Genomic DNA, 24439 nt, shown 5'->3' with positions numbered 1-24439 from the left:
TCAGCCTAAGAGCGGGGGCCACCCGCCGGTATCGGCCCGACGGCGAAGTGACGGAAGCCACGCACCCCGCCGTGCCCCCTGGGGCGGAGCGGACGGCTCAGAGGGCCAGCAGCATGGTGAACATGCCGATGGCCATGGACAACCGGCCGGCACGGGCCAGTTCGGGCAGCGGTCCGGCACAGCGTCCGGCGGCCCCTGCTTCCGCGGGGGCCCGTACCGCAGGGGCGGCACCGGCCGGTGCCAACAGCAGTCCGTACCGCAGGACGAGGACGGCGTAGTACGCGAGCAGCAGCCCGGTCAGCAGCGGGACGCCGCCCCCGCCGGGATGCGCGGGCCCGGTTCCGGCGTGCACCGCGCCTGGGCCCGGCATCGCGAGCGTCATGTACACCATGGACAGGCACCCCAGCAGGTGGTGCAGCCGGACGCCGCCGGTCCGTGCATGAACCAGGCCGTGCCCGGCCGCGACCGCGAACACGACCGCGAACACGGGCTGGGCCAACGGATGTTCGCGGACGGCGCCGACGGGCAGTGACATGGCCGCCATCCCGAGCCCCATCAGTGCCTCGCCCGCCGGCTGCCGGCGGCCCGTCCGAAGGCCGGCGCACAGCCGCAGCAGACAGCAGCCGCCGGTGAGACCGCCCAGAGCAACCAGGTACCAGCCGACCAGTGGCGGCGCGTGCACGGCCACCTCCCCGGTGTCGTCGGGCACCGGGATACTGCCCGCCGCGTCCGGGCCTCAGGGGAGCGCACGGGGGCAGGGAGGGGGCGCAGCAGGTCTCACGGGCGATGGCGCAGCGGGTGGTCGGCCGGGATCTCCACGACGACGATCCGCACGCCGTCGGGATCGGCGATCCACATCTCGATGAGACCCCAGGGCTCCTGTTGTGGCGGCCGTAGGATCTCCACGCCCCGCTCCGCGAGTTCCGCGTGGGCCGCCGCGCTGTCCTCGACCTGGAGCCAGAGCTGGAGCCCCGGTGCGGGGGGCTGCTCGGACCGGCCGGACACCTCGAGGAGCCCGTTGCCGAGGAAGTAGACCGTGCCCCGCGCGGGGCCGGTGCTGAACTCCCGGTGGATCGCGAGTCCGAGCGCCTCGCGGTAGAAAGCCCGGCTCCGGTCGGGGTCGGTCGGCCGCAAAAGGATCCGGCTGCTCAGTACGTGGACCATGCCGTGACCCTACGTCCCCCGGCCGCGTCGGGGCCCGCCCGGCGCGGCCGCTAGCCTGGCCCCGACCGGCATGAGAGGACCACTGCATGGACACGATTCGGGCCACCGCGACCACCCCGGGGCGGCTGACGTTCCGGGACGCCGTGGAAGAGGACGTCCCCGCCCTCGTCGCGCTCGTCGAGTCGGCCTACCGCGGTGAGGCGAGCCGGGCCGGCTGGACCACGGAGGCGGACCTGCTGGACGGCCGGCGCACCGACGCCGAAGGGGTGGGCAGCATCGTGCGGGGCGTGGCCGGGCGGTTGCTGATCGCCGAGCGGGACGGCCGGCCGGTCGCCTGCTGCCAGCTCGAGAACCGGGGCCCCCACGCCTACTTCGGCATGTTCGCGGTCCGTCCGCTGCTGCAGGGCGAGGGTCTCGGGAAGCGGGTCCTCGCTGAGGCCGAGCGGCTGGCGCGCGCCGAGTGGGAGGCGGGGGAGATGCACATGACGGTGCTCTCGGCCCGGGCCGATCTCATCGGGTGGTACGAGCGGCGCGGCTACCTCCGCACCGGGAGGACCTCGCCGTTCCCGTACGGCGACGAGAGGTTCGGCATCCCCCGGCGGGACGATCTCGAGTTCGAACTGCTGGTCAAGAAGCTGGGCTGACGTCACCGGCCGCTTCCCGGTGATGTGCAGGTGCGGCCGGGTCAGGCCGTGAACCGGCCCGTGAGCTTGATCGCCGGGAAGTCGGTCGTCGCCCCGTCCAGACCCAGGCCGCGGACCAGGCGCAGGTGGTCCTGGGTGTTGACCACCCAGCCGATGACCTTCAGATGTGCCGTGTGGGCCCGTTCCACGATCTCCAGCGTCAGCCGGCGGATGTTGAGCACCACTGACCCTGCGCCCACCGCGACCGCGCGGTCGACCACGTCGAGGCCGTAGCGGCTTGCGACGAGCGCGGTGCGCACGCCGGGGACGAGCCGGGCGATTTCGGCAACGGCCTCGTCGTGGAACGACAGCACCTCGACGCGCTCCACGAGGTTGCGGCGGTGCATGACCTCGGCCAGGACGCGCGCCGCGGTCACGTCCTTGATCTCCGCCTGGAGAGGTGCCTCGACCGCGTCGAGGACCTCCTCGAAGAGGGGGACCCGCTCCCCCTCCCCGGCGTCGAGTTCGCGCAGTTCGGCAAGGGTGAAGTCGCTGATGGCGCCCGTGCCGTCGGTCGTGCGGTCCACCTCGGCGTCGTGCATGACCACCAGGGCGCCGTCCTTGCTCAGATGCAGGTCGAGCTCGATCACGTCCAGGCCCTCGCGTTCGGCCCGGACGAAGGAACGCAGCGTGTTCTCGGGCTCGACGCCCATCGCACCGCGGTGTCCGATGGTGAGGAAAGTCAAGGCGGTCTCCTTCCCGGGGCACCGAGCCGGCCCCCGGACGACGCGATCGTCGGCAGCACACGCGTGAGCAAGCACGCAGCCTAATGGCCCCTACCCGTCCGGGCCCCGGTCACGACATGAGTCCGCGGCCCTCCTCACCCGCGAGTGGGAGCCGGCCTCGCGTGCTGACGGCAGGACCGCGGTCCGGCCGGTACGGGGTGCTCCGAGGAGTCGGAAGGACTGTCCGGACGTATCGTGGGTAGTGGTGTCCGACAGGAAGATCAGCGGCGATGCCGGGTGTTCCGCAGGACGATCTCCGGTGGCCCCGTTTGAGTGGACGAGTCTTGTCCGGCTACGGTATGAGGACGCAAAAATCTCCCGCGGAGAGTGAGTCATGACGGAAATCCTTGTGCAGAATCCGGCGGACGGCGATGTTCTGCCCGGCAAGTCGGTGGTGGACCACCCGGCCTGGCCCGTCCTCAAGGCTGCTGTGGAGGAAATCCGTCCCTGGCAGTCGAAGGACGGCTCGATCGACTTCGAGGCCGAGGGGGCGCCCGCCCGCTCCGCAGTGACGGCTGTCCTGGACCGGATCGTCTCCGCCGTCCAGGAGCTGAGCCCGCTGCTGCCCCACGACGCGGAGTACCTGCGGGCCGCAGCGGCCGACCTCCGCCGCTGGGCCGAGGCCGGATACACCACCCCCGACTTCCTCGACTCGCTCCTCGCCTTCCAGCCCGCCGCCCAGCGCCGTGACGGCCTCCAGCACCTCGTCGTCTTCCCCATGTACACGCAGAACGGCAACCCCGACCGAAACCTCGAGGCGGTCGTGCTGCGCGTGGTGTGGCCGGACTGGTTGGCCGACCTCGAGCGCACCCGGTTCGACAACCCGCTGTTCCTCGGCATCACCTTCGAGGACTTCACCGCCGGGTACGACACCAACTCCGCCGTCCTGTTCCCGGAGACCATCGCCGTGCGCGAGGCCCCGGAGCGCTTCACCTGGGGCGGGATCTTCTGCGACCGCGAGGCTGCTCGCTTCCGGCGCGTCAGCGAGGCCGCCGTCGAGACCCTCTCGCTCGACCTCCCCGGCGACATCCGCGACCTGCTCCGCGACCAGCAGCGCTGCCAGCAGGCGTTCGTGCTGTGGGACATGGTCCACGACCGCACGCACAGCCACGGCGACCTGCCGTTCGACCCGTTCATGATCAAGCAGCGCCAGCCGTTCTGGATGTACGGCCTGGAGGAGCTGCGGTGCGACCTCACCGCCTTTCGCGAGGCCGTCAAGCTCGAGGCCGAGGGGTTCGTGCAGGCCCGCGACGTCCAGTACACGGTGATCCTCGACCGGATGTTCCGCTTCCCGGTCACCGGCGACCGCGTCCGCAACTACGACGGGCTCGGCGGTCAGCTGCTCTTCGCCTACCTGCACCAGCACGACGTCGTCCGCTGGACCGACAACAAGCTCTCCATCGACTGGGAGCGCGCCCCGCAGGTGACCAACGAGCTCTGCGCCGAGATCGAGCAGCTGTACCGGGACGGCATCGACCGGCCCAAGATCGTGCACTGGTTCGCGGCCTACGACCTCGTCTCCCGGTACCTCGCCCCCCACCCGGGCTCTGTGTGGGCCAAGGGGCCGGATGCGCTCGACCTGTCGCAGCCGCCGCGCAAACTCGTGGACGATGTACTCCCGGACGAGTTCCCGCTGAGCCTGTTCTACGAGGCACTGGCCAAGAAGCTGCGGGACGTGATCGCCTCCACCAAGGGCATCACCGCCCGGAACGCCGCCTGACCGGGTCCGACGAGGAGACGACGATGACGAGCAGTACTTCCAACGGCACGGGCCGGCTCGACGGGGCGGTGGTGGCTGTCGCCGGCGCAGCCGGACCCGCCGGCCGGGCCACCCTGCTGCGCCTCGCCGAGGCCGGAGCCACGGTGGTCGCTGCGGACGCCGACCCGGTGAGGCTCGCCGAGGCCGTGGACGCGGCGCGGTACGCGCACGGCGGGGCCACGGTCACCGGGGACACGGTCGATCTGCTGGACCTCGAGGCAACGCGGCAGTGGGCCGACCGCACGGACAAGGAATTCGGACGGATCGACGGCCTCGTGCACCTGGTCGGCGGCTGGCGCGGCTCCCGGACCTTCGCGGAGACCGACCTCGCGGACTGGGAACTGCTGGAGAAGCTGCTCATCCGCACGGTCCAGCACACCTCGCTCGCCTTCCACGACGCGCTGCTGCGCAGCGGCAACGGGCGATACCTTCTGGTCAGCGCCGCCGGCGCGGGCAAGCCGACAGCGGGCAACGCCGCCTACGCCGCCGCGAAGTCGGCGGCCGAGGCCTGGACCCTCGCCCTCGGCGACTCCTTCCGGAAACTGGGGGGTGACGACGGCCCGTCCGCGGCTGCTGCGATCCTGGTCATCAAGGCGCTCGTGCACGACGCCATGCGTGCCGAACGACCGCAAGCGAAGTTCGAGGGCTTCACCGACGTCACGGACCTGGCCAAGGCCATCGTCGACGTCTGGGACCGGCCCGCCCGGGAAGTGAACGGAAACCGTCTGTGGCTGACCCCGCGACCGTGAAGACCGACGCCCGCCTGCGTCACGATCCCGACCTGCGCGGCTTCGCCAGCGACAACTACGCGGGGGTCCACCCCGAGGTCCTGGCGGCCCTCGCGCTGGCCAACGGCGGCCACCAGGTCGCCTACGGCGAGGACGACTACACCGCCGGGCTGCAGAGCGTGGTGCGCCGGCACTTCGGCCCGGAGGCGGAAGCCTTCCCGGTGTTCAACGGGACGGGCGCCAACGTCGTCGCCCTCCAGGCGCTGACCGACCGCTGGGGCGCGGTCATCTGCGCCGACTCCGCGCACATCAACGTCGACGAGTGCGGCGCCCCCGAGCGGGTCGGCGGGCTGAAGCTGCTGACCGTCCCGACCGAGGACGGCAAGCTCACTCCCGAGCTCATCGACCGGGAGGCCCACGGCTGGGACGACGAGCACCGGGCCATGCCCCAGGTCGTCTCGATCACCCAGAACACCGAGCTCGGCACGGTCTACACGCCGGACGAGATCCGGGCCGTCTGCGAGCACGCCCACGAGCGCGGCATGAAGGTGCACCTCGACGGCGCCCGCATCGCCAATGCGGCGGCCTCGCTCGACGTCCCCATGCGCAGCTTCACCAACGTCGCCGGTGTCGACGTGCTGTCCTACGGCGGGACGAAGAACGGCATGCTGTTCGGCGAGGCCGTCGTCGTCCTCGACCACGACGCGGTCCGCGCCATGAAGCACATCCGCAAGCTGTCCATGCAGCTGCCCTCCAAGATGCGCTTCGTGTCCGTCCAGCTGGAGGCCCTGCTCGCCGGGGACCTGTGGCTGCGCAACGCCCGCCACGCCAACGCCATGGCGCGCCGTCTGGAGACGGGTGCGCGCCGTGTGGAGGGCGTGGAGGTGCTCCACCCCGTCCAGGCCAACGCCGTCTTCGCCCGGCTGCCGCACGATGTGGCCGAGCGGCTGCAGAAGCAGTACCGCTTCTACTTCTGGGACGAACCGGCCGGTGTGGTGCGCTGGATGTGCTCCTTCGACACGACCGAGTCGGACGTCGACGGGTTCACCACGGCACTCGCCGAGGAGATGGACCGGCGCTGACCACCGCGGTCCGGTCGGCAGCAACGACGAAGAAGCCCGGCCGCGAGTCTGCTCGCGGCCGGGCTTCTTCGTTCCGGGTGCGGGCCCGGGCCTGCCTCAGCCCCGGTCCTTCACCTGTGCGGGCGTCGGGGCCGTACCGCCCAGATGCGCCGGGATCCACCAGGTGTCCGCCGGGCTCTTGGGCCGTACCGGGTAGGCGCGCTGTGCCGACTCCAGCAGCTCCTGCACCCGCTCGCGCAGCCGCCCGGTGATCGAGGCAACCGGCTCCGAGGCGTCCGCCGGCATGGGCTCGCCGACCCGCATCGTGATCGGGATGTGGTTGCGCCCGAGATTGCGCGGGCGGCCCTTGGTCCACAGCCGCTGCGTGCCCCACAGCGCCATCGGCAGCAGCGGGACGCCGGCCTCCTGGGCGAGGCGGGCCGCTCCGGTCTTGAAGGTCTTCAGCGTGAACGACGGCGAGATCGTGGCCTCCGGGAAGACACCGATGATCTCCCCGGACCGCAGCGCCTCCAGCGCGTGTGCATAGGCGTGCTCGCCCTGCGAGCGGTCCACCGGGATGTGCTTCATGCCGCGCATCAGCGGGCCGGAGATCTTGTGCCGGAACACGGATTCCTTGGCCATGAAACGCACCAGGCGTTTCGACGGGAGTGCCGTCAGCCCGCAGAACGCGAAGTCCAGATAGCCGATGTGATTGCTCACCAGCACCGCGCCGCCCTGCCGCGGAATGTGCTCGGAGCCCTGGATGTCGAACCGGAGGTCGAGCGCCTTGAACAGGGTGCGGACGGCACCGATCACCGGCGGGTAGACGAACTCGGCCATGGTCGGAAGACCCCTTCTGTGCCCCGGGGAGGGTTCTCCCGGCGGAAAGTTACGCAGCCGTAGGTATGCGGCCTGCGGCAGATGCTGCCTGATTGCGGGCCCTGCGGCCAGCCCGGGGGCCTCGTCGGCGGGAGATCCTCATCACGTCCGGGCATGCCCGCTGCTGCGCCGGGCCCCCGGCCCGGCGCAGCAGCCGGTACCTCTCGCAGCCGAGGCGGCGGGCCGAGATGTGTCGTGGTCGTGGCGGATCGTGGCGGACGGCGTGCCGCAGGCGGAAGTCGTCCCCGCTCGGGAATTTTCTGCGGTCCGGTGCACGCTGGAAGCCGAGACGACCGGATGTGTGGTGTGTTCGGCGGTGCTCGTGGCGGCCGGTGCTTCGGCCTGCTGCACACCCGCCACAAGGGGAGGTTGAAGGTGCGCGGACGCGACACGGGCCTCCGGCTGGACGCCGGAGAACTGGGGGCCGGACTGGGGGAGCGGGCGACTCTCGTCCAGTTCTCCAGCGCCTTCTGCCAGCCCTGCCGTGCGACCCGCCGGACCCTGGCCGAGGTGGCCGCAATGGTCGACGGCGTCACGCACGTGGAGATCGATGCCGAGGCGCACCTCGACCTGGTGCGCATCCTCGGGATCACGCGAACCCCCACCGTGCTGGTGCTCGACGCCGACGGTTGCGTCGTACGGCGGGCCTCCGGGCAACCGCGCAGGGCGGACATCATCGCGGCGCTCGGCGAGGCCGTCCGGTCCATGTGACACCACGCTGCGTGACCTTGATCCCACAACCGGGGCGGAGCTTGACGGGATCGAGCCGATGTCGTCAGGCTGACGTAATGCGCTCAGTCATCCTTCCCCACGGGCGAGTTCACATCGACCTCGTCCGCACTGCGAGTGCCTGCTGTCCGAGTCCTTGAGCACCAGCGACCCCTGCCCGGCTCCGGCACGCACCCCACCGAAGGACGACTTCATGACGGCCATGCACGACCTCGTCAGTCCCACCGCAGCCCATCCCGACCTCCTCCGCTCGGTGTTCCGCCGGCACGCGGCAGGCGTCGCTGTGATCACCGCGGGCGGTGCGCGGCCCGCCGGTTTCACCGCCACCTCGCTCAGCTCGGTCGCGGCGGAGCCGCCGCTCGTCTCGTTCGGAGTCGCCACCGGGTCGTCCAGCTGGCCCGTCATCGCGCAGAGCGGGTACGTCGGCGCACACATCCTCGGCGAACACCAGCAGGAACTCGCGGAGACCTTCGCGCGCAGGGGCGCCGACCGCTTCGCCGAGCCCACCCGCTGGAGCCGCGGTCCGCACGGTGTCCCGCTGCTCGACGGGGTGCTCGCCTGGCTGGTGTGCCGGGTCGCGGCCCGGATACCGGCAGGCGACCACCATGTCGTGATCGCCGAGGTGGTGGCGGGCAACGCCGCCGGGGAAGGCCGCCCGCTGCTCTACCACCACGGCCGTTACAACGCGCTGCGCGACGAGTCACCCGGCCCCGGGACCGGTTGATTCCGCCCCATCCCTTCGAAAACGGCTCGCAAGCGACGTATGGTGGGCAGACCGCGTCGTGTGGCCGTGCACCACGACGGGCCGGGCCGCACCGGGGCGGGAATCTGCGCTGAGCGCGACCGTCGGTGACTCACTGGAGGCCTTCGTGGCCGACCCCAAGGGCTTTCTCACCACCCCGCGACGTGAGCGCACCCGGCGCCCGGTGCGCGAGCGGGTCGAGGACTGGGACGAGATCCATGAGCAGAGCGGACTGCTGCCGCTCGTCGCCGAGCAGTCCGGACGGTGCATGGACTGCGGCATACCGTTCTGTCACAGCGAATGTCCGCTGGGCAACCTGATCCCGGACTGGAACGTCCTGGTTTCCCGGGACGACTGGCGGGCCGCCGGTGAACGGCTGCACGCGACGAACAACTTCCCCGAGTTCACCGGGCGTCTGTGCCCCGCCCCCTGCGAGACGGCGTGCGTCCTCGCCATCAATGCCGACCCGGTGACGATCAAGAACGTCGAAGTCGCCATCGCCGACCGGGCATGGGACCACGACGAGGTGAGGCCCCGGCCACCGGAACGTCTCTCCGGAAGGACGGTCGCCGTCATCGGCTCCGGCCCGGCCGGGCTCGCAGCGGCCCAGCAACTCACCCGGGCCGGACACACGGTGGCGGTCTACGAGCGTGCGGACCGAGCCGGCGGTCTGCTGCGCTACGGCATCCCCGAGTTCAAGATGGAGAAGCGCCACCTCGACCGGCGTCTGGACCAGATGCGGGCCGAGGGGACCCGGTTCCGCACCGGCGTCGACGTCGGCGCCGGCCTCGACGCCTCGAGACTTCTGGAACGCTTCGACGCCGTGATCGTTGCGACCGGTGCCACGACGGCGCGCGATCTCGCCGTTCCCGGACGCGAACTGACCGGCATTCACCAGGCCATGGAGTATCTCACCCTGGCCAACCGGGTGCAGGAGGGCGACCTCGACGCGTCACCCGTGAGCGCCCGGGGCCGCGAGGTCGCCATCGTCGGTGGGGGCGACACGGGAGCCGACTGCCTCGGAACGGTGCTGCGTCAGCACGCCGCCGGGGTCGTTCAGCTGGACATCAACCCGCAGGCGGGCGCCGAGCGGCCCGCGCACCAGCCGTGGCCCGTCCACCCGCGTATCCACCGGGTCTCCCCGGCCCACGAGGAGGCCGGGGAACTGATGCCCCCACCGCCCTCGGCGGGCCGGCAGGGCCCGTCACCGGGACACAGCGGCGACATCCGGCTGTTCTCGGCGTCCACCCTGCGCTTCGAGGGCGACGAGCACGGGCACGTCCACGCCCTCCACCTGGTCGGTGTCTCCCCGGACGACCGCCGGCCCGAGCCCGGTACCGAAGTCGTCATCCCCGCTCAACTCGTCCTGCTCGCCCTGGGGTTCTCCGGACCGGAGGCCGAGAGTCCGCTCATGGAACAGCTCGGGATGAACTTCGACGCCCGAGGCAACATTGCCCGTGACGCGGAGTTCCGCACCGGCATTCCCGGTGTCTTCGCGGCAGGCGACGCCGGGCGAGGCCAGTCGCTGATCGTCTGGGCGATCGCCGAGGGACGGGCCGCGGCCGCCTCCGTGGACCGCTACCTCACCGGTTCCACCCACCTGCCGGCCCCCGTCCGGGCCACCGACCGGCCGCTCGCGGTCTGAACCGTTCCCCGGCCCGGCCCGTCACTGCCGCTCCGGGTCCCCTGTGGCGGCGCGGACGGGGGCCCGCGACGATGGAGGTGGTGTGGACCGGAGGGTGGTGGTCATGCCCCGCAGGACGGCCGTCGCAGCGGACAGCGGCGGGCAGCGCGCCCCGGAGCAGGATCCCGCCCCGGGCGGCGGACCGGGGATCGCGGCGACCCCGGCAGGAGACCCGCTGCTCGCGGCGAAGTTCGAGATCCCGCCCGCCCCCCGCACCCTCGTGCGCCGGCGGCGGCTCGCGGACCGGCTCGACGGCTGCGCCGGGGCGCCCCTGACCCTCGTCACCGGACCGGCGGGCGCCGGCAAGACGACGCTCGTTGCGACCTGGGCGGCGACCGCGTCGTCGCCGGGGCCGGTGGTGTGGCTGACCACGGAACAGGAGGAGAACGGTCCGGGGCCGTTCTGGGCCTACGTCATCGGGGCGTTCCGCCACTGCGGCGTACCGCTGCCGGACGTTCCCCCGCCCGCCACGGGCGACGGCGTCGGACACGCCACCCTGGTGCGGCTCGCCTGGGCGCTCACGCGGCTGCCCCGGCCCGTCGTCCTCGTACTCGATGGCCTCGAACAGCTCACGGACCGCCGGATAACGGACGGTCTCGACTTCGTCCTGGGACATGCCGCGGGACGCCTGCGGCTGGTCGTCACCAGCCGGGTCGAGCCGCTGCTGCCGCTGCACCGCTACCGGACTCAGGGACTGATCGAGGAGATCCGCGGCGCCGACCTGGCCTTCACCGGCGTCGAGGCCCGCCGTCTGCTCGAACGGCACGGACTGAAACCGTCCGAACAGAGCACCACCGCTCTCGTGGAGCGCACCCAGGGGTGGGCTGCCGGCCTGCGGTTGTGCGCGCTCGCCATGCGGCGCTCCGACGATCCGGAGGGTTTCGCCCGCTCCTTCGCCGCCTCCCGGCAGGCCGTCGCCGACTACCTCCTGGCCGAAGTCCTGCGCGCGCACCCCGCGCCCACCCAGGAACTGCTGCTCCGCACCAGCATCCTGGACCGGATCACGCCGTCGCTCGCAGACGAACTGACGGGCCGCTCGGACGCGTCCCGGATTCTGACGTCCCTCGCACACGCCAACTCGCTGGTCGAGCCGACCAGGGACGGGCTCGGCTATGACTGCCACCCCCTGTTCGCCGCGGTGCTCAGGGCCCATCTGCGCATCCGGCACCCCGGCCTCGAACCGGAGCTCCACCGACGCGCCGCCCGCTGGTACGCGGAGCACGGCGGGTCGACCCGGGCCCTGCGGCACGCGGGCGCGGCCGGCGACTGGGGGCACGCGGCGGGTCTGGTTGTCGACCGGCTCGCCGTCGGCCGTCTGCTCACCGGCGGCAACGACGACCGTCTGGTCCGCCTGTTCGACGCCATGCCCGACGAATTCCCGGCCCCCGCTGCCGCGCTGGTGGCGGCCGCGTGCTCCCTGGCCCGCCACGACCGTCCGGGCTGCCGGGCCCGGTTGGCGCGGGCACAGGCGCTGTTCGACGCCGCCGCGGACCCGCCGTCCGCCGCCGCCCGGGCCGAGCACGCACTGCTGCGGCTGCTGTCCGGCGACGCGGCGCAGACCCCGGAAACGTCGGCCGCGCGGACGTCCGGTCTGCTGGACCGGGTTCCGGCTCACCTCCTGGCGGAACACCCCGAGGCCGAGTCCCTGCGGCTGCTCGGACTCGCCGTTCGTCTGCTTGGGGAGGACCGGACCGATGAGGCCGAGGCGGCCTTCCGCGACGCGGCGGCGTCGTGCACCGCACCCGTCACCGACGGCCTGCGCCGGGAGTGCCTGGCGCGGCTGGCGCTGACCGAGTCGCTCCGGGGCGACCTGCGACGGGCCGAGGAACACGCCCTCCGGGCGAACGCGGCCGACGGCGCCCACCGCACCCCGGCCCGCCGCGGTGCCGCTGCGCTGGCCATGGCCGTTCTCGCCACCGAGCGAGCCGACTTCGCCGACGCCCGCCGTCACCTCCACCCGGCTTGCGAGGAGGAGGCGGTACGGCTCGACCCCTGCCTCGCCGCCGAGAGCGCCGTCGTCCGGTCCCGGCTCGGCCTCCACGACGGCAGCCCGCAGCAGGCACTGGCCGTCCTCGACGCCGCAACCGGCGACGGCCGGGCCGGGCCGTCCCTCGAGCGGTACCCGCGGCGGACGCTCGAGCGGCTGGCGATCGCCCGCTCCGCCGCCCATCTGGCCCGCTGCGACCACGAGCAGGCGCTGTCGGCCCTCGACGTCGCGGAACCGTCCGACGGTGCCGTAGCCGTCGCGCTCGCCCGCGCCCACTGCGCGGCGGGGGACCCCGCACGGGCCCGCCGACTGCTCGCGGCAGCCGGCCGGCACGGCACCGGGCCGGCCGGTCACGTCCGTTCCCGGCTGGTCCTCGCCCGCGCCGCCCTGCTCGCCGGCGACCGCGCCGCCGCCGACGGCTGGGTCGCCCAGGCACTGGAAACGGCCCGGCCGGAACTGCTCCGCCTGCCGTTCGTCGAGGAGGGGCCCTGGCTGCGGCGGCTCCTCGAACGGCGGACGGACCTCGCCCGCTCACACGGCTGGCTCTCCCCCGAGCGGGACGGCACCGACGGTGCCGGATCCGTACCTGCCCCTGCCGAGCCGCTGACCGGACGGGAGCGCGACGTCCTGCGGTGCGCGTCCCGGATGCTGTCGACCGCGGAGATCGCCGACGAACTCGGGCTGTCCGCCAACACCGTCAAGACGCACCTGCGCAGCATCTTCCGCAAGCTGTCCGTCTCCCGGCGCGGTGAGGCGGTCAGGCGTGCCGTACGGCTCGGCGTGCTCTGAGCGGCTCGGCACCCGGATGCGCCGCCCCCGCACCCGGACTTCCCGCGGTCCGGCCCGCAGCGCCCGCCGGCCGGCACGCGTCGCCTTCTGCGGGTGAGGCGGACGTCCGCGAACGGCACCAGGGTGGATCGCGAGACGTTCCGCCGCCGACGGAAGAAGCCCGTCATGCGCTATGAGTTCCGCGTCACCGGCCGGCTCTCCCCGGCCGTGGCCGAGTCCTTCCCGGAGCTGGAACCGGTCCCGGCCGGGGAGGAGACGGTGCTGACGGGGTCCGTCACCGACGAGGCCCACCTGTACGGGCTGCTGAACCGGTTCCAGGACCTGGGCCTCCAGCTTCTCGAGCTGCGCCGGCTTCACGGCTGAGCCGTTCCGGAACGCTGGCACCCCGGGCGGGCTGGACCGGACGGGTGACACCGGCCCGGCGGGCCGGTGGCGCCTGCCCGGGCACGGGTGTCGTCCGCATCCTGCTGCCGCGCGGTGGTATCACAGCCAGATCGCCGACCGACGGCTTCCCCGGCAGGCCGGCCGGTAAGGCGCAGGCCGGACGTCCATGCGGAGGCCCGTTCATGACCCAGCCGACAGCTGCCCCTTCGGGCGGCGGGAACGGCCCGCAGGAGGCGGACCGCCTGCGGGAGATGCTGCGCAACCGGGCCTATCTGCGCGGCCTGGCCTTCTCCGCGCTGATCGGCATTCCCGTCTCCCTGATCGCCTTCTGGTTCCTGGTCCTTCTCCAGGAACTGGAGAAGGGCGTCTGGCAGGGGCTGCCGCAGGAACTGGGCCTGTCCTCGCCGCCCTGGTGGTGGTCATTGCCGGCGGCCCTGCTCTCCGGTGTGATCGTCGGCGCCGTCGTGAGCCGGCTGCCGGGCAAGGGCGGCCACGTTCCGGCCGGGGGGCTGCATGCCGGAGGTGCCTCCGCGGCGGCACTGCCCGGGGTGGTGCTCGCCGCGCTGGGCAGCCTCCCGCTGGGAGCGGTGCTCGGTCCGGAGGCCCCGCTCATCGCGCTCGGCGGTGGACTCGCCGTCCTCCTGGCGATGCTGGTCCGCGTCCGTGTGACCGAGCAGAGTTCGGCTCTGCTGGGAGCCGCGGGTTCGGCCGCGGCGATCTCAGCGCTCTTCGGCAATCCGGTCATCGGCGCGATTCTTCTGATCGAGGTGGCGGGTGTGGGCGGACCGCAACTGTTCGCCGTGCTGCTTCCGGCCCTGCTGTCCAGCGGCATCGGGGCGCTGGTGTTCACCGGATTCGGCCGGTGGACCGGTCTGAAGGCCGGAAGCCTCAGCCTGGACCTGCCGCATACACCCCCGCTCGAAGCAGGGGACGTGCTCTGGTCCGTGCTGATGGCGGCCGCGATCGGCGCGGTCCTGCACTGGGCGCCGGTCGTCGGCCGCCGGACGGCGGCCTTCGTCGCCGGCCGGCCCTTCTCCCGTACGGTTCTCTGCGCCGTCACGGCAGGCTGCTTCCCGGCGCTCTACGCCCTGAGCACCGGCCGTTCCCCCGCGGAGGCCGCACTGTCGGGGCAGGGCGCCCTCACGGAACTGGCCGGGAATCCGCAGGCCTGGAGCGCAGGTGCCCTGGTGGCCGTGCTGGCGTTCAAGACCGCCGGCTACGCGGTGTGCCTGGGCGCGCTGCGGGGCGGGCCGGTCTTTCCGTCGCTCTTCCTCGGGGCGGCCGCCGGTGTCCTGTGCGCCCCGCTGCCGGGCCTGGGCACGGTCACCGGCATGGCCGTGGGCATGGCGGCGGCGTCGGCCACGATGCTGAAGCTGCCGCTGAGCAGCGTCGTGCTGGTCACGCTGATCGTCGAGGACCGGGAGGCGCTTCCCGTCATCGTGCTCGCCGTCGTCGTCGCCTTCGTGACGACCGAGCTGATGCCCCGGACGCTGCGGGGTACCCGGGGCGCCGGAGGCACCCGGTTCACCCGTGCCGGGTGAGGCGCCGCGGCGAGGGGCTGCCGGACTCTGGTGTCCGGTAAGGACTTCGCAGACGCAGGAGGCCGATGATGGCGACGGACCAGTTCTTGGCTTACGACTACCCGGTGCTCGGCGCGTTCTGGACGGTCATGTGGATCTTCCTCTGGGTGTTGTGGGTGGTGCTGCTGTTCCGGGTGATCGCCGACGTGTTCCGCGACCACGACCTGAGCGGATGGGCGAAGGCCGCATGGCTGCTGTTCGTCCTCGTGGTGCCCTTCCTGGGCGTCCTGGTGTACGTCATCGCCCGGGGCCGGGACATGGGCAAGCGCGAGCTCCGGCACGCGCGGCAGCAGCAGGAGGCGTTCGACGCCCACATCCGCGAGACGGTCGGCTCGGGTACGCCGGGGGGAGGGGTGGACGATCTGGCCAGGCTCTCGGAACTCAAGTCCCGCGGGGAACTGACGGATCAGGAATTCCAGCAGGCCAAGGAGAAGCTCCTGCACTGAACTGCGCGGTCGCCGGCCCCGGCGTCCCCCGCGGAACGGAGGCGATTCCATGTCGACAGCATCCCGTCGTCGCGCGGCTCACCCCGGTCCCATGGCCACCGGACTGGTGACGTTCGCCGGGGTGATGCTCATCCTCGCCGGGGCGCTCGACGTCATCAGCGGGCTGATGGCCGTCGCGAAGGACGACATCTTCGTGACCACTCCGAACTACACCTTCGCGTTCGACCTCCAGAGCTGGGGATGGATCCATCTGGTTCTCGGCGCGCTGGCGGTTCTGATCGGGGTGAGCCTGTTCAAGGAGCGCTTCTGGGCACGGATCGCGGGCGTGGTCGTGGCCGGCCTGCTGTTGCTCTCGGGCTTCCTGACCATCCCGTCCTACCCCCTGTGGTCGATCGTGCTGATCGCCCTGTACGGCTTCGTCATCTGGGCGCTGTGCAGCGTCGGCGGCCGGGGCTGAGCGCACATCCACCGGCTCACGGGCCCGCGGCGACGTCCGCCGCGGGCCCGTGAGCCGGTGGATGCCGGGTGCCCGAATGGCGGGAGACGGACAGTTCTTGTGATATCCGTCTCCCGCCATTGCTGCATATCGCATCTGACCTGCGACAACGACATGATGTGGCAAGGGTTTCAGTACTTGATTACGGGGCACATGCTCGGTGTACTGACGAGTAATATTTGGACGGTGCGTGGCCGCCCCGACCGGGTTCCGCCCTATCGGACGCCTATGCTGCGTGAGGCAGCCCACTAGAGACGATGCAGTAGGAGAGTCGGCGTGAGCTTGAGGATCGTTGTCTGTGTGAAGTACGTGCCCGACGCCACCGGCGACCGGCACTTCGCCGAGGACCTGACCACCGACCGCGACGCGGTGGACGGCCTGCTGTCGGAGCTCGACGAGTACGCGGTCGAGCAGGCGCTGCAGATCGCCGACGAGGCCGACGACGCGGAGATCACGGTCCTGACCGTCGGACCGGAGGACGCGAAGGACGCCCTGCGCAAGGCGCTGTCCATGGGCGCCGACAAGGCCGTCCACGTCGAGGACGACGATCTCCACGGCACCGACGCTCTCGGGACGTCCGTGGTGCTCACCAAGGCGATCGAGCACATCGGTTACGACCTGGTCGTCTGCGGCATGGCCTCCACCGACGGCACGATGGGCGTCCTGCCGGCGATCCTCGCCGAGCGTCTCGGCGTTCCGCAGGTCACCCTGCTCTCCGAGGTCTCCGTGGAGGACGGCAAGGTCACCGGCCGCCGCGACGGCGACACCGCCACCGAGCAGCTGGAGGCGGCACTGCCGGCCGTCGTTTCCGTGACCGACCAGTCGGGCGAGGCGCGCTACCCGTCCTTCAAGGGCATCATGGCCGCGAAGAAGAAGCCGGTCGAGTCCCTGGACCTCTCCGACCTCGGCATCGAGGCGGGCGAGGTCGGCCTCGAGGGCGCCTGGACCAAGGTCGACGACGCCTCGCCGCGTCCGCCCCGTACCGCCGGCACGATCGTCAAGGACGAGGGCGAGGGCGGCAAGCAGCTGGCCGAGTTCCTTGCGGGCCAGAAGTTCGTCTGAGCCCACGCACCGACCGCCCCCAGATTCTTCGCACTCGCAGGAGAGCATTCCCATGGCTGAAGTTCTCGTCTACGTCGACCACGTGGACGGCGCCGTCCGCAAGCCGACCCTCGAACTGCTGACCCTCGCCCGCCGCGTCGGCGAGCCCGTCGCGGTGCACCTCGGCCCGGGTGCCGACAGCGCCGCCGCGGTTCTCGCCGAGCACGGCGCGGTCAAGGTCCTGACGGCTGACGCATCCGAGTTCGCCGACTACCTCGTCGTCCCGAAGGTGGACGCTCTCGAGGCCGCGTACCAGGCCGTGAGCCCGGCCGCGGTGCTCGTGCCGTCCTCCGCCGAGGGCAAGGAGATCGCCGCCCGTCTCGCGGTGCGCATCGGCTCCGGCATCATCACCGACGCGGTGGACCTGGAGTCCGGCGACGAGGGCCCGGTGGCCACGCAGTCGGTCTTCGCCGCCGCGTTCACCACCAAGTCCCGCGTCAGCAAGGGCACCCCGGTCATCACCGTGAAGCCCAACTCGGCCGCGCCCGAGGCCGCTCCGGCCGCCGGCACCGTCGAGCAGCTGTCCGTCTCCTTCGGCGAGAAGTCGACCGGCACCAAGGTCGTCTCCCGCACGCCGCGCGAGTCGACCGGCCGCCCCGAGCTGACCGAGGCCGCGATCGTGGTCTCCGGCGGCCGCGGCGTCAACGGCGCCGAGAACTTCCACGTGATCGAGGAACTGGCCGACTCGCTCGGCGCCGCCGTCGGCGCCTCCCGCGCCGCGGTCGACGCCGGCTGGTACCCGCACTCCAACCAGGTCGGCCAGACCGGCAAGTCGGTCTCGCCGCAGCTGTACATCGCCTCCGGCATCTCCGGTGCGATCCAGCACCGGGCCGGCATGCAGACGTCGAAGACGATCGTCGCGATCAACAAGGACGCCGAGGCCCCGATCTTCGACCTCGTGGACTACGGCGTGGTCGGCGACCTCTTCGAGGTCGTCCCGCAGCTCACCGAGGAGGTCAAGTCGCGCAAGGGCTGAGCCGCTTCGCAGCGTGCCCTGGACGTTCCATGCGTCCGGGGCACGTCGCGTTTCCGGCCGGCTTGCGGTGTTGACCAGCGTAAACGGGCGCCTATAGCTTCCCGGTGCATGGGTCGGTGATCTGCCGGACGGGCAGGCGCAGAGGGAGGACATCGGATGGACGAGGGCGGCACGGTCGCGACGAGCCTGGGCGACGCACTGCGCGCGGACATCGGGGCTTCCCTGGCCGGTGTGGACGCGGACCTCGCCCGCCGTTACCCGGGCGAACCCGGCACCCGTCAGCCTGTGCACACGGTGTACGTCCCCGCCGACGCCTTCGCCGGCGACACCGCCCGCATCTGGGGCGACCGGGCGCTGGCCGCCCTGGACGAGCACGCTCCCGGCGCCGCCTCCCTCGGGCAGGTCCTCGGTCTCGACGGCGAACTGGCCGAGCAGGTGCACCAGCGGGTCCGGGCCAAGCTGGAGCACGAACCGGTCGAGGACCTGCGGATCGACTTCGAGGACGGCTACGGCCTGCGCCCCGACGACGAGGAGGACGCGGCCGCGGGTCGAGCCGCCCGCCTCGTCGCCGACGCCGTCGCCGAGGGCGCCGCACCGCCCTGGGTCGGGATCCGCATGAAGTGCATGGAAGCCGCCGTGCGCGACCGCGGCATCCGCACGCTGGACGTCTTCCTCACCGCACTCATGGACTCCGGGGGACTGCCGCGCGGACTCGTCCTCACACTGCCCAAGGTGACGTACCCCGAGCAGGTGTCCGCCATGGTGCGGCTCGCCGAGGAGTTCGAGAAGGCCCACGCCCTTGTGCCGGGCCGGATCGGTTTCGAGATCCAGATCGAGACCACCCAGGCGATCCTCGGCCCGGACGGCCGGGCCACCGTCGCCCGGATGATCGACGCCGCCGAGGGCCGCGCCACCGGCCTGCACTACGGCACGTTCGACTACAGCGCCTCCTGCGGCATCAGCGCCGCGCACCAGTCGCTCGACCATCCTGCGGCCGACCACGCCAAAGCAGTCATGCAGGTCGCCGCGGCCGGCACCGGGGTCCGGCTCTCCGACGGTTCGACGAACGTGCTGCCCGTCGGGCCCCGCGCCCGGGTGCACGACGCCTGGCGCCTGCACTACGGGCTGGTCAGGCGCTCCCTGGCGCGGGCCTACTACCAGGGATGGGACATGCATCCGGCTCATCTGCCGACCCGCTACGCAGCCGTCTACGCCTTCTACCGGGAAGGACTCGAACAGGCAGCGACGCGTCTGGCCGCGTACCTGGGGCGCGTGGGAGGCGCTGTCATGGACGAGCCCGCCACCGCGAAGGCACTGAGCGGCTATCTGCTGCGCGGCATCGACTGCGGCGCCGTCGACGTCTCCGAGGTCGCCCGGTTGGCCGGGCTGACCCGGGCGGACCTCGACGACCTCGCGGGCCGGAGCAGGGCGGCCTGACCCGCGGCCCGGAGGTCCTCGGGGCGCGGTACCGGTGGTCAGCTCGGAGGCGTCTCGCCCGATCCGCGGACGATCAGCCGGGTGGGGAGCTCCAGCCGTTCCGGGGCCCGCGCGGTCCCCTCCAGCCTTCCGAACAGCAACCGGGCCGCCGCGCGCCCCAGTTCGGCGGCGTCCTGCGCGACCACGGTGACCGCCGGGGACACCACGTCGGCCAGTTCGAAGTCGTCGAACCCGACCAGCGCGACCGGCAGGCCGCGGCCCGCGAGCACACGGACCGCGGTCACCGTGATCCGGTTGTTCGCGGTGAACAGCGCCGTGACCGGGTCGGGCCCCTCGAGCAGCGCCCGCACCGCGGGTCCGACCCGGTCGGGCCCGGTCGGGCCGAGTGCCACCCACGATGCGTCCACGGCGAGCCCGGCTTCGGCCATGGCGGCGTGGTAGCCGCGCAGCCGTTCCGCGGCGGTGTGGATGCCCGGGCGGTCCCCGACGAAGGCGATGCGGCGGTGACCGTGGGCGATCAGGTGGGCGACGCCCGCCCGCGCCCCGGCGAAGTTGGCCGTGAGCACGGCGTCGGCGTCGATCCGACCGGGCGGGCGGTCCACGAACACCGTGGCGAGGCCGGCCGCCATCTCCGGTTCCAGATAGCGGTGGTCGTCGCCGGCGGGCACGACGATCAGCCCGTCCACGCGGCGGGCGCACAGCGCGAGCACCAACTCCCGCTCCCGCTCGGGGAGTGCGGCACTGGAGCCGTGGATCAGCAGAGTCCCGTGGGCCCGGGCGGTCTCCTCCACGGCCCTGCTCATCGGACCGTAGAACGGGTCCGCCAGGTCCTCCAGGACGAGTCCGATGCTCGCGGTGCGGCCCTTGCGGAGGAGCCGCGCGCTGTCGTTGCGACGGAAGCCGAGGGCAGCGATCGCCTCCTGGACCCGTTGCACCGTGTCGGCTGTGACGCCGGGTTCGCCGTTCACCACCCGCGAGACCGTCTTCAGCCCGACCTGTGCGCGGGCGGCGACGTCCTTCATGGTCGGGCGGGTCCCGTAGCGGGACTCCGGACGAGAGGGGGCTTCGGCCACGGGCACATCCTGTTCACGCGGGGCGAGCGGGCGACGGAAGAACCGAGCATAGGCCCTGGACAACGTTGTCAATTCTGAGAGACTGAACCGTCCCGCAGTTCGTCCGGAGCCGTTCGACCGCGTTTCGGCGGATGGCTCCCTCCAGGAGACCCGAGCATGAACACCCACCTCCTCGCCGCCCTCGACATCGGTGGTACCAAGATCGCCGGAGCACTGGTCGACGGCATCGGACGGCTACTGGTGCGCGCTCAGCGGCCGACGCCGGCGGACCGCCACGGCTCCGTCGTCATGGACGCGGTGCGGGCGGTGCTCGGTGAACTCGCGGAGGACCCCCGGTGGGCTCGGGTCTCGGCGGTGGGCATCGGCAGCGCGGGCCCCGTCGACGCCTCCACCGGCACCGTGAGTCCGGTCAACATCCCCGGCTGGCGCGACTATCCGCTCGTGCGGCACGTGCGGGAGGCGGTGGAGGGGCGGCCCGTGGTACTCGTCGGCGACGGTGTCGCCATGACCGCCGCCGAACACTGGCAGGGCGCGGCGCGAGGGCGCGACAACGCGCTGTGCATGGTCGTTTCCACCGGCGTCGGCGGCGGACTCGTCCTGGACGGCCGCCCGTACGCCGGTCCCACGGGCAACGCCGGCCACATCGGCCACATCAGTGTGGACCTGGACGGCGATCCGTGCCCCTGCGGCGGTCGCGGCTGCGTCGAGCGGATCGCCAGTGGTCCCAACATCGCCCGGCGCGCCCTCGAACAGGGCTGGCGCCCCCGGGACGGCGAGGAGCCGACGGCGCAGGCCGTGGCGCGTGCGGCCCGGGACGGCGACCGCGTCGCGGCAGCCTCCTTCTCCCGCGCGGCCCGGGCGCTCGCCGCCGGGATGGCGGCCACCGCGATGCTGGTCGAGATCGAGATCGCTGTGGTGGGCGGGGGCGTGGCAGGCGCCGGGGACGTGCTGTTCACCCCGTTGCGCCGGGCGCTCGCCGACTACGCCACCCTGTCGTTCGTCCGCGACCTGGCCGTCGTTCCGGCGATGACCGGCACTGATGCCGGGCTGCTCGGAGCCGCTGCCGCCGCCGCACTCGGACACAGCGGGGGCCCGGCGGTCACGGCCGGCGTCTGACCCGGCCGCAGTCCTCGGCGCGCAGCCGCGATCGTCGCGTGTTTTCGTGGCGGGGTGATGCGGGCAGTCCTCTGGGGGCGACGGAAATGGGGGGGACCGTGATCGTCTGGCTGAACGGCACGTTCGGTGCGGGCAAGACCAGTACGGCGCGCGAACTCCTGAAACTCATCCCGGACAGCAGTTGCTTCGACCCGGTCCGGGTCGCCCGGATGCTGGGGGAGGTGCTTCCGCGCGAGCGGCTGGACGAGGTCGGGGACTGCCGGGACCTGTCCTCCTGGCGTCGCCTGGTCGTCGAGACCGGCGTTGCGCTCCTCGCCGAGGCACCCGGCACGCTGGTGGTGCCGATGGAACTGTTCCGCCAGGAGCATCGTGACGAGATCTTCGGCGGGTTCGCGTCCCGGCGCATCGAGGTCCGTCATTTTCTGCTGCACGCGGGGGAAACGATCCTGCCCGACGGGACCGACGGGACCGACGGAGCGGCGGCGGGCGCCTGCGGCCGCAGGGTCACCGGGGAGAAGGACATCCGCGAGGAGTGGGCCGGACCGCCGGCCTGGCTCGCGGCGGACGCCCACCCGGTGGACACCACCTCCCGGACACCGCGCGAGACGGCCGAGCGCATCGTGCGGGCGGTGCACGACGGCGCGGGGTCCTGCGGGATCGTCCAGACCGCGGAGCCCAGGGCCGAGACCGTGGCCGCCGGTGTGCTGCTGTTCGACGACCGGGACCGCGTGCTGCTCGTGGACCCCACCTACAAGCCCGGCTGGGAGTTCCCCGGCGGTGTCGTCGAACCCGGGGAAGCGCCGTCCCGTGCCGGGATGCGCGAGGTCGCGGAGGAGACGGGCCTCGAGCTGACGGAGCCGCCCCGGCTCCTCGTCGTCGACTGGGAGCCGCCCGCGTCCAGGTCCTTCGGCGGCATGCGGCTGCTCTTCGACGGAGGCCGTCTGCCCACCGACGAGACCGCCGCTCGACTCACCCTGCCCAAGGACGAGTTGCGGGACTGGCGTTTCGTCACCGAGTCCGAGGCGGCACTCCTGTTGTCGCCGACCCGGCAAAGGCGTCTGCACTGGGCACTGCGTGCCCGAGAACGGGCGACCGTCCTCAACCTCGAGGCCGGCGTGCCCGTCGGCGGGTGAACGACGCGGACGGTCCATCGCGACGGCCTGGCGGGAAATTCACGGGACCGCAGCGGCCTCTCCGCGATCGGACGGCCCGCCGGAGAAGCAGGGAGACGGCGCACCGGAGGCGGCAGGGCGGGCATGCCCGCCCTGCCGCCTCCGTGCACGCCGTGTCAACCGGTCCGCGATACCGCGTAGTCGCCCAGGAACAGTGCCTCGGCCAGCGAGAGCCGCTCCAGTTCCTCGGGCGAGACGCTCTCGTTCACCGCGTGGATCTGCGCCTCGGGCTCGCTCAGCCCGATCAGCAGGATTTCCGCCTCCGGGTAGAGCCCGGCGAGGGTGTTGCACAGCGGTATCGATCCGCCCATGCCGGCGGTCTGCATCTCCTCGCCCGGATACGCGGCCCGCATGGCCCGGGCCATCGCCTCGTACGCGGGACTCGCGGTGTCGGCCCGGAACGCCTGCCCCTGGCCGACCTGCTCCACCGTCACCCGTGCGCCCCACGGCGCCCTCGACTCGAGGTGGGCGACGAGCAGTTCCGTCGCCTTGGCCGCGTCCGTTCCGGGCGGCACCCGCAGGCTCACCGATGCCCGGGCGGTGGCATGTACGGACGGGGTGGCGCCGACCACCGGTGGGCAGTCGATGCCGAGGACCGTGACAGCAGGACGTGCCCACACCCGGTCGGCGACGCTGCCGGAGCCGATCAGCTCCACGCCGTCCAGGATCCGGGCGTCCTTGCGGAAGTCCTGCTCCGGGTACTCCAGCCCGTCCCAGACCTCGTCCGTCACCAGCCCGTCGACAACGGTCGACCCGTCCTCGGAGCGCAGCGAGTCGAGCAGCCGGATCAGCGCGGCCAGCGCGTCCGGGGCCGCTCCGCCGAACTGGCCCGAGTGCAGGTTGCCTTCCAGGGTGTCGACCCGCACCCGGACGAGCGTCATGCCGCGCAGGGTCGCGGTGACCGTCGGCATCCCCACCCGGAAGTTCCCCGTGTCGCCGATGACGATTGCATCGGCGGCGAGCAGTTCGGGGTGCGCCTCGGCATAGCGCTCGAGCCCGCCCGTGCCCTGCTCCTCGGAGCCCTCGACGATCATCTTGACGCCGACCGGTACGCCGCCGTGCTCCTCGAGCGCGCGCAGCGCGGTCAGGTGCATGATGAGGCCGCCCTTGCAGTCCGCGGCCCCGCGGCCGTACCAGCGGCCGTCGCGCTCGGTCAGCTCGAACGGCGGGGAGGCCCAGGCGGTCTCGTCGAGCGGAGGCTGCACGTCGTAATGGGCGTAGAGCAGGACCGTCGGCGCCCCGGCCGGCCCCGGGAGGTGGCCGTACACGGACTGGGTGCCGTCCGGGGTGTCGAGCAGGGTGACGTCCTCGAACCCCTCCGCCCGCAGCGCGTCGGCGACCCAGCCGGCGGCGGCCTCGCACTCGCTCCGGGGGAACTGCGCCGGATCCGCGACCGACCGGAAGGCGACGAGTTCCGCCAGTTCCGTCCGGGCTCGGGGCAGCAGTGCGGCGACAGTGGCGGCGAGCGGCTCCCGTGCGGGTGGCGGGGTGAGCTCGGTCTCCATGGACACGCTCCTGGTGGGTGCGGTGTGGTGTCCGCGCACCGCGGACGGCCGCGAATGCACGGGTGGAATGTGCTGCCGATCCTGCCACAGCAGGGGTATGCACACGTCGGCCATGATCCGCCGGTCCCCCGCCGCGGTCCGCGCCGTAGGATGCGGGCCGAGTGCGGAGCCGTCCCCGGGTCATGCCGCGGGGACCAGGTCGAGCGGGAGCGGATCCACAGTG

At 72.4% G+C, this 24439-nt stretch carries 22 protein-coding genes and 1 pseudogene; 17 read left to right on the top strand and 6 right to left on the bottom strand.

Translation table 11 applies throughout. The features are described 5' to 3' along the window. Positions 1 to 97: 97 nt before the first annotated feature. Both M1E25_RS21095 and M1E25_RS21090 read right to left on the bottom strand, forming a co-directional pair. Complete coding sequence (locus tag M1E25_RS21095) at positions 98 to 709, bottom strand: DUF5134 domain-containing protein (protein WP_251418063.1); 612 nt, start codon at positions 707 to 709, stop codon at positions 98 to 100. Between the two features lie 68 nt (positions 710 to 777). Beyond that, positions 778 to 1164, bottom strand: coding sequence for a VOC family protein (locus tag M1E25_RS21090; protein WP_251418060.1), 387 nt, complete (start codon positions 1162 to 1164; stop codon positions 778 to 780). 86 nt (positions 1165 to 1250) lie between these two features. Here M1E25_RS21090 and M1E25_RS21085 point away from each other — a divergent pair, with 86 nt between their 5' ends. After that, the gene (locus M1E25_RS21085) at positions 1251 to 1808 is read left to right on the top strand and encodes a GNAT family N-acetyltransferase (RefSeq protein ID WP_251418058.1); all 558 of its coding nucleotides are present in this window, start codon (positions 1251 to 1253) and stop codon (positions 1806 to 1808) included. A gap of 41 nt (positions 1809 to 1849) precedes the next feature. Here M1E25_RS21085 and M1E25_RS21080 read toward each other — a convergent pair whose 3' ends face one another. Next, positions 1850 to 2533 (bottom strand): glycerophosphodiester phosphodiesterase, encoded by a 684-nt coding sequence (locus M1E25_RS21080; protein WP_251418056.1) that lies wholly within the window; start codon positions 2531 to 2533, stop codon positions 1850 to 1852. 373 nt (positions 2534 to 2906) lie between these two features. Between M1E25_RS21080 and M1E25_RS21075 the strand changes: the two genes are divergently transcribed. Genes M1E25_RS21075 through M1E25_RS21065 form a run of 3 tightly spaced genes read left to right on the top strand, consistent with a single transcriptional unit; the run spans position 2907 to position 6141 of the window. Beyond that, on the top strand, positions 2907 to 4292 hold the full coding sequence (locus tag M1E25_RS21075; protein ID WP_251418054.1) for a DUF6421 family protein: 1386 nt from the start codon (positions 2907 to 2909) through the stop codon (positions 4290 to 4292). A 23-nt stretch (positions 4293 to 4315) separates the two neighbouring features. After that, positions 4316 to 5080, top strand: coding sequence for an SDR family oxidoreductase (locus M1E25_RS21070; protein ID WP_251418053.1), 765 nt, complete (start codon positions 4316 to 4318; stop codon positions 5078 to 5080). Further along, positions 5059 to 6141: a threonine aldolase family protein gene (locus tag M1E25_RS21065; protein WP_251418051.1), complete on the top strand. Its 1083-nt coding sequence runs from the start codon at positions 5059 to 5061 to the stop codon at positions 6139 to 6141. The genes M1E25_RS21070 and M1E25_RS21065 overlap by 22 nt, the downstream gene beginning before the upstream one ends. 96 nt (positions 6142 to 6237) lie before the next feature. Here the strand turns inward: M1E25_RS21065 and M1E25_RS21060 are convergent, their stop codons facing one another. Next, positions 6238 to 6960 carry a lysophospholipid acyltransferase family protein gene (locus tag M1E25_RS21060; RefSeq protein WP_251418050.1) on the bottom strand — a complete coding sequence of 241 codons (723 nt, stop codon included), beginning with the start codon at positions 6958 to 6960 and terminating at the stop codon, positions 6238 to 6240. A 340-nt stretch (positions 6961 to 7300) separates the two neighbouring features. On the opposite strand from M1E25_RS21060, the pseudogene M1E25_RS21055 reads away from it, so the two are divergent. The 11 genes and pseudogenes from M1E25_RS21055 (at position 7301) to M1E25_RS21005 (ending at position 19350) form a co-directional block, all read left to right on the top strand. Further along, positions 7301 to 7710 (top strand): annotated as a pseudogene (locus M1E25_RS21055) (TlpA family protein disulfide reductase). A gap of 211 nt (positions 7711 to 7921) precedes the next feature. Continuing rightward, complete coding sequence (locus M1E25_RS21050; RefSeq protein ID WP_251418048.1) at positions 7922 to 8452, top strand: flavin reductase family protein; 531 nt, start codon at positions 7922 to 7924, stop codon at positions 8450 to 8452. 145 nt (positions 8453 to 8597) lie between these two features. Next, positions 8598 to 10115, top strand: coding sequence for a glutamate synthase subunit beta (locus tag M1E25_RS21045; RefSeq protein WP_251418046.1), 1518 nt, complete (start codon positions 8598 to 8600; stop codon positions 10113 to 10115). Positions 10116 to 10218: 103 nt separating this feature from the next. After that, positions 10219 to 12930 carry a winged helix-turn-helix domain-containing protein gene (locus tag M1E25_RS21040; RefSeq protein ID WP_251418044.1) on the top strand — a complete coding sequence of 904 codons (2712 nt, stop codon included), beginning with the start codon at positions 10219 to 10221 and terminating at the stop codon, positions 12928 to 12930. Positions 12931 to 13095: 165 nt separating this feature from the next. Continuing rightward, positions 13096 to 13293, top strand: a complete 198-nt coding sequence (locus M1E25_RS21035; protein WP_251418042.1) for a DUF8691 family protein — start codon at positions 13096 to 13098, stop codon at positions 13291 to 13293. 203 nt (positions 13294 to 13496) lie between these two features. Then, the gene (locus M1E25_RS21030; protein ID WP_251418040.1) at positions 13497 to 14855 is read left to right on the top strand and encodes a chloride channel protein; all 1359 of its coding nucleotides are present in this window, start codon (positions 13497 to 13499) and stop codon (positions 14853 to 14855) included. Positions 14856 to 14923: 68 nt separating this feature from the next. Beyond that, entirely contained in the window at positions 14924 to 15340 is a 417-nt protein-coding gene (locus M1E25_RS21025; protein WP_251418037.1) for an SHOCT domain-containing protein, read from the top strand. A 49-nt stretch (positions 15341 to 15389) separates the two neighbouring features. Continuing rightward, complete coding sequence (locus tag M1E25_RS21020; protein ID WP_251418034.1) at positions 15390 to 15797, top strand: DUF7144 family membrane protein; 408 nt, start codon at positions 15390 to 15392, stop codon at positions 15795 to 15797. Positions 15798 to 16112: 315 nt separating this feature from the next. Continuing rightward, positions 16113 to 16898: an electron transfer flavoprotein subunit beta/FixA family protein gene (locus M1E25_RS21015; RefSeq protein WP_251418032.1), complete on the top strand. Its 786-nt coding sequence runs from the start codon at positions 16113 to 16115 to the stop codon at positions 16896 to 16898. Between the two features lie 52 nt (positions 16899 to 16950). Next, positions 16951 to 17913, top strand: a complete 963-nt coding sequence (locus M1E25_RS21010) for an electron transfer flavoprotein subunit alpha/FixB family protein (protein ID WP_251418030.1) — start codon at positions 16951 to 16953, stop codon at positions 17911 to 17913. Positions 17914 to 18069: 156 nt separating this feature from the next. Beyond that, a complete protein-coding gene (locus tag M1E25_RS21005; RefSeq protein WP_251418028.1) occupies positions 18070 to 19350 on the top strand; it encodes a DUF6986 family protein in 1281 nt (426 codons plus the stop codon). Between the two features lie 38 nt (positions 19351 to 19388). Here the strand turns inward: M1E25_RS21005 and M1E25_RS21000 are convergent, their stop codons facing one another. Next, positions 19389 to 20372 carry a LacI family DNA-binding transcriptional regulator gene (locus M1E25_RS21000; RefSeq protein ID WP_251418106.1) on the bottom strand — a complete coding sequence of 328 codons (984 nt, stop codon included), beginning with the start codon at positions 20370 to 20372 and terminating at the stop codon, positions 19389 to 19391. Positions 20373 to 20579: 207 nt separating this feature from the next. Here M1E25_RS21000 and M1E25_RS20995 point away from each other — a divergent pair, with 207 nt between their 5' ends. Both M1E25_RS20995 and M1E25_RS20990 read left to right on the top strand, forming a co-directional pair. After that, positions 20580 to 21539 carry an ROK family protein gene (locus M1E25_RS20995; RefSeq protein WP_251418026.1) on the top strand — a complete coding sequence of 320 codons (960 nt, stop codon included), beginning with the start codon at positions 20580 to 20582 and terminating at the stop codon, positions 21537 to 21539. A 98-nt stretch (positions 21540 to 21637) separates the two neighbouring features. Beyond that, entirely contained in the window at positions 21638 to 22672 is a 1035-nt protein-coding gene (locus tag M1E25_RS20990) for an NUDIX hydrolase (protein ID WP_308290461.1), read from the top strand. A gap of 155 nt (positions 22673 to 22827) precedes the next feature. Here the strand turns inward: M1E25_RS20990 and M1E25_RS20985 are convergent, their stop codons facing one another. Then, the gene (locus M1E25_RS20985) at positions 22828 to 24216 is read right to left on the bottom strand and encodes a dipeptidase (protein WP_251418023.1); all 1389 of its coding nucleotides are present in this window, start codon (positions 24214 to 24216) and stop codon (positions 22828 to 22830) included. Positions 24217 to 24439: the final 223 nt, after the last annotated feature.

The organism is Streptomyces meridianus (genome assembly GCF_023703325.1).
GTDB classification, from domain to species: domain Bacteria; phylum Actinomycetota; class Actinomycetes; order Streptomycetales; family Streptomycetaceae; genus Streptomyces; species Streptomyces meridianus.
This window is presented reverse-complemented; position numbering and strand designations above follow the sequence as displayed.

Bases quoted from the DNA above. Each gene is read 5' to 3' on its own strand.
- M1E25_RS21090 (WP_251418060.1), bottom strand. From the start codon at position 1,164: ATGGTCCACGTACTGAGCAGCCGGATCCTTTTGCGGCCGACCGACCCC.
- M1E25_RS21085 (WP_251418058.1), top strand. From the start codon at position 1,251: ATGGACACGATTCGGGCCACCGCGACCACCCCGGGGCGGCTGACGTTC.
- M1E25_RS21075 (WP_251418054.1), top strand. From the start codon at position 2,907: ATGACGGAAATCCTTGTGCAGAATCCGGCGGACGGCGATGTTCTGCCC.
- M1E25_RS21070 (WP_251418053.1), top strand. From the start codon at position 4,316: ATGACGAGCAGTACTTCCAACGGCACGGGCCGGCTCGACGGGGCGGTG.
- M1E25_RS21060 (WP_251418050.1), bottom strand. From the start codon at position 6,960: ATGGCCGAGTTCGTCTACCCGCCGGTGATCGGTGCCGTCCGCACCCTG.
- M1E25_RS21050 (WP_251418048.1), top strand. From the start codon at position 7,922: ATGACGGCCATGCACGACCTCGTCAGTCCCACCGCAGCCCATCCCGAC.
- M1E25_RS21040 (WP_251418044.1), top strand. From the start codon at position 10,219: ATGCCCCGCAGGACGGCCGTCGCAGCGGACAGCGGCGGGCAGCGCGCC.
- M1E25_RS21035 (WP_251418042.1), top strand. From the start codon at position 13,096: ATGCGCTATGAGTTCCGCGTCACCGGCCGGCTCTCCCCGGCCGTGGCC.
- M1E25_RS21030 (WP_251418040.1), top strand. From the start codon at position 13,497: ATGACCCAGCCGACAGCTGCCCCTTCGGGCGGCGGGAACGGCCCGCAG.
- M1E25_RS21025 (WP_251418037.1), top strand. From the start codon at position 14,924: ATGGCGACGGACCAGTTCTTGGCTTACGACTACCCGGTGCTCGGCGCG.
- M1E25_RS21020 (WP_251418034.1), top strand. From the start codon at position 15,390: ATGTCGACAGCATCCCGTCGTCGCGCGGCTCACCCCGGTCCCATGGCC.
- M1E25_RS21010 (WP_251418030.1), top strand. From the start codon at position 16,951: ATGGCTGAAGTTCTCGTCTACGTCGACCACGTGGACGGCGCCGTCCGC.
- M1E25_RS21005 (WP_251418028.1), top strand. From the start codon at position 18,070: ATGGACGAGGGCGGCACGGTCGCGACGAGCCTGGGCGACGCACTGCGC.
- M1E25_RS21000 (WP_251418106.1), bottom strand. From the start codon at position 20,372: ATGAAGGACGTCGCCGCCCGCGCACAGGTCGGGCTGAAGACGGTCTCG.
- M1E25_RS20995 (WP_251418026.1), top strand. From the start codon at position 20,580: ATGAACACCCACCTCCTCGCCGCCCTCGACATCGGTGGTACCAAGATC.
- M1E25_RS20985 (WP_251418023.1), bottom strand. From the start codon at position 24,216: ATGGAGACCGAGCTCACCCCGCCACCCGCACGGGAGCCGCTCGCCGCC.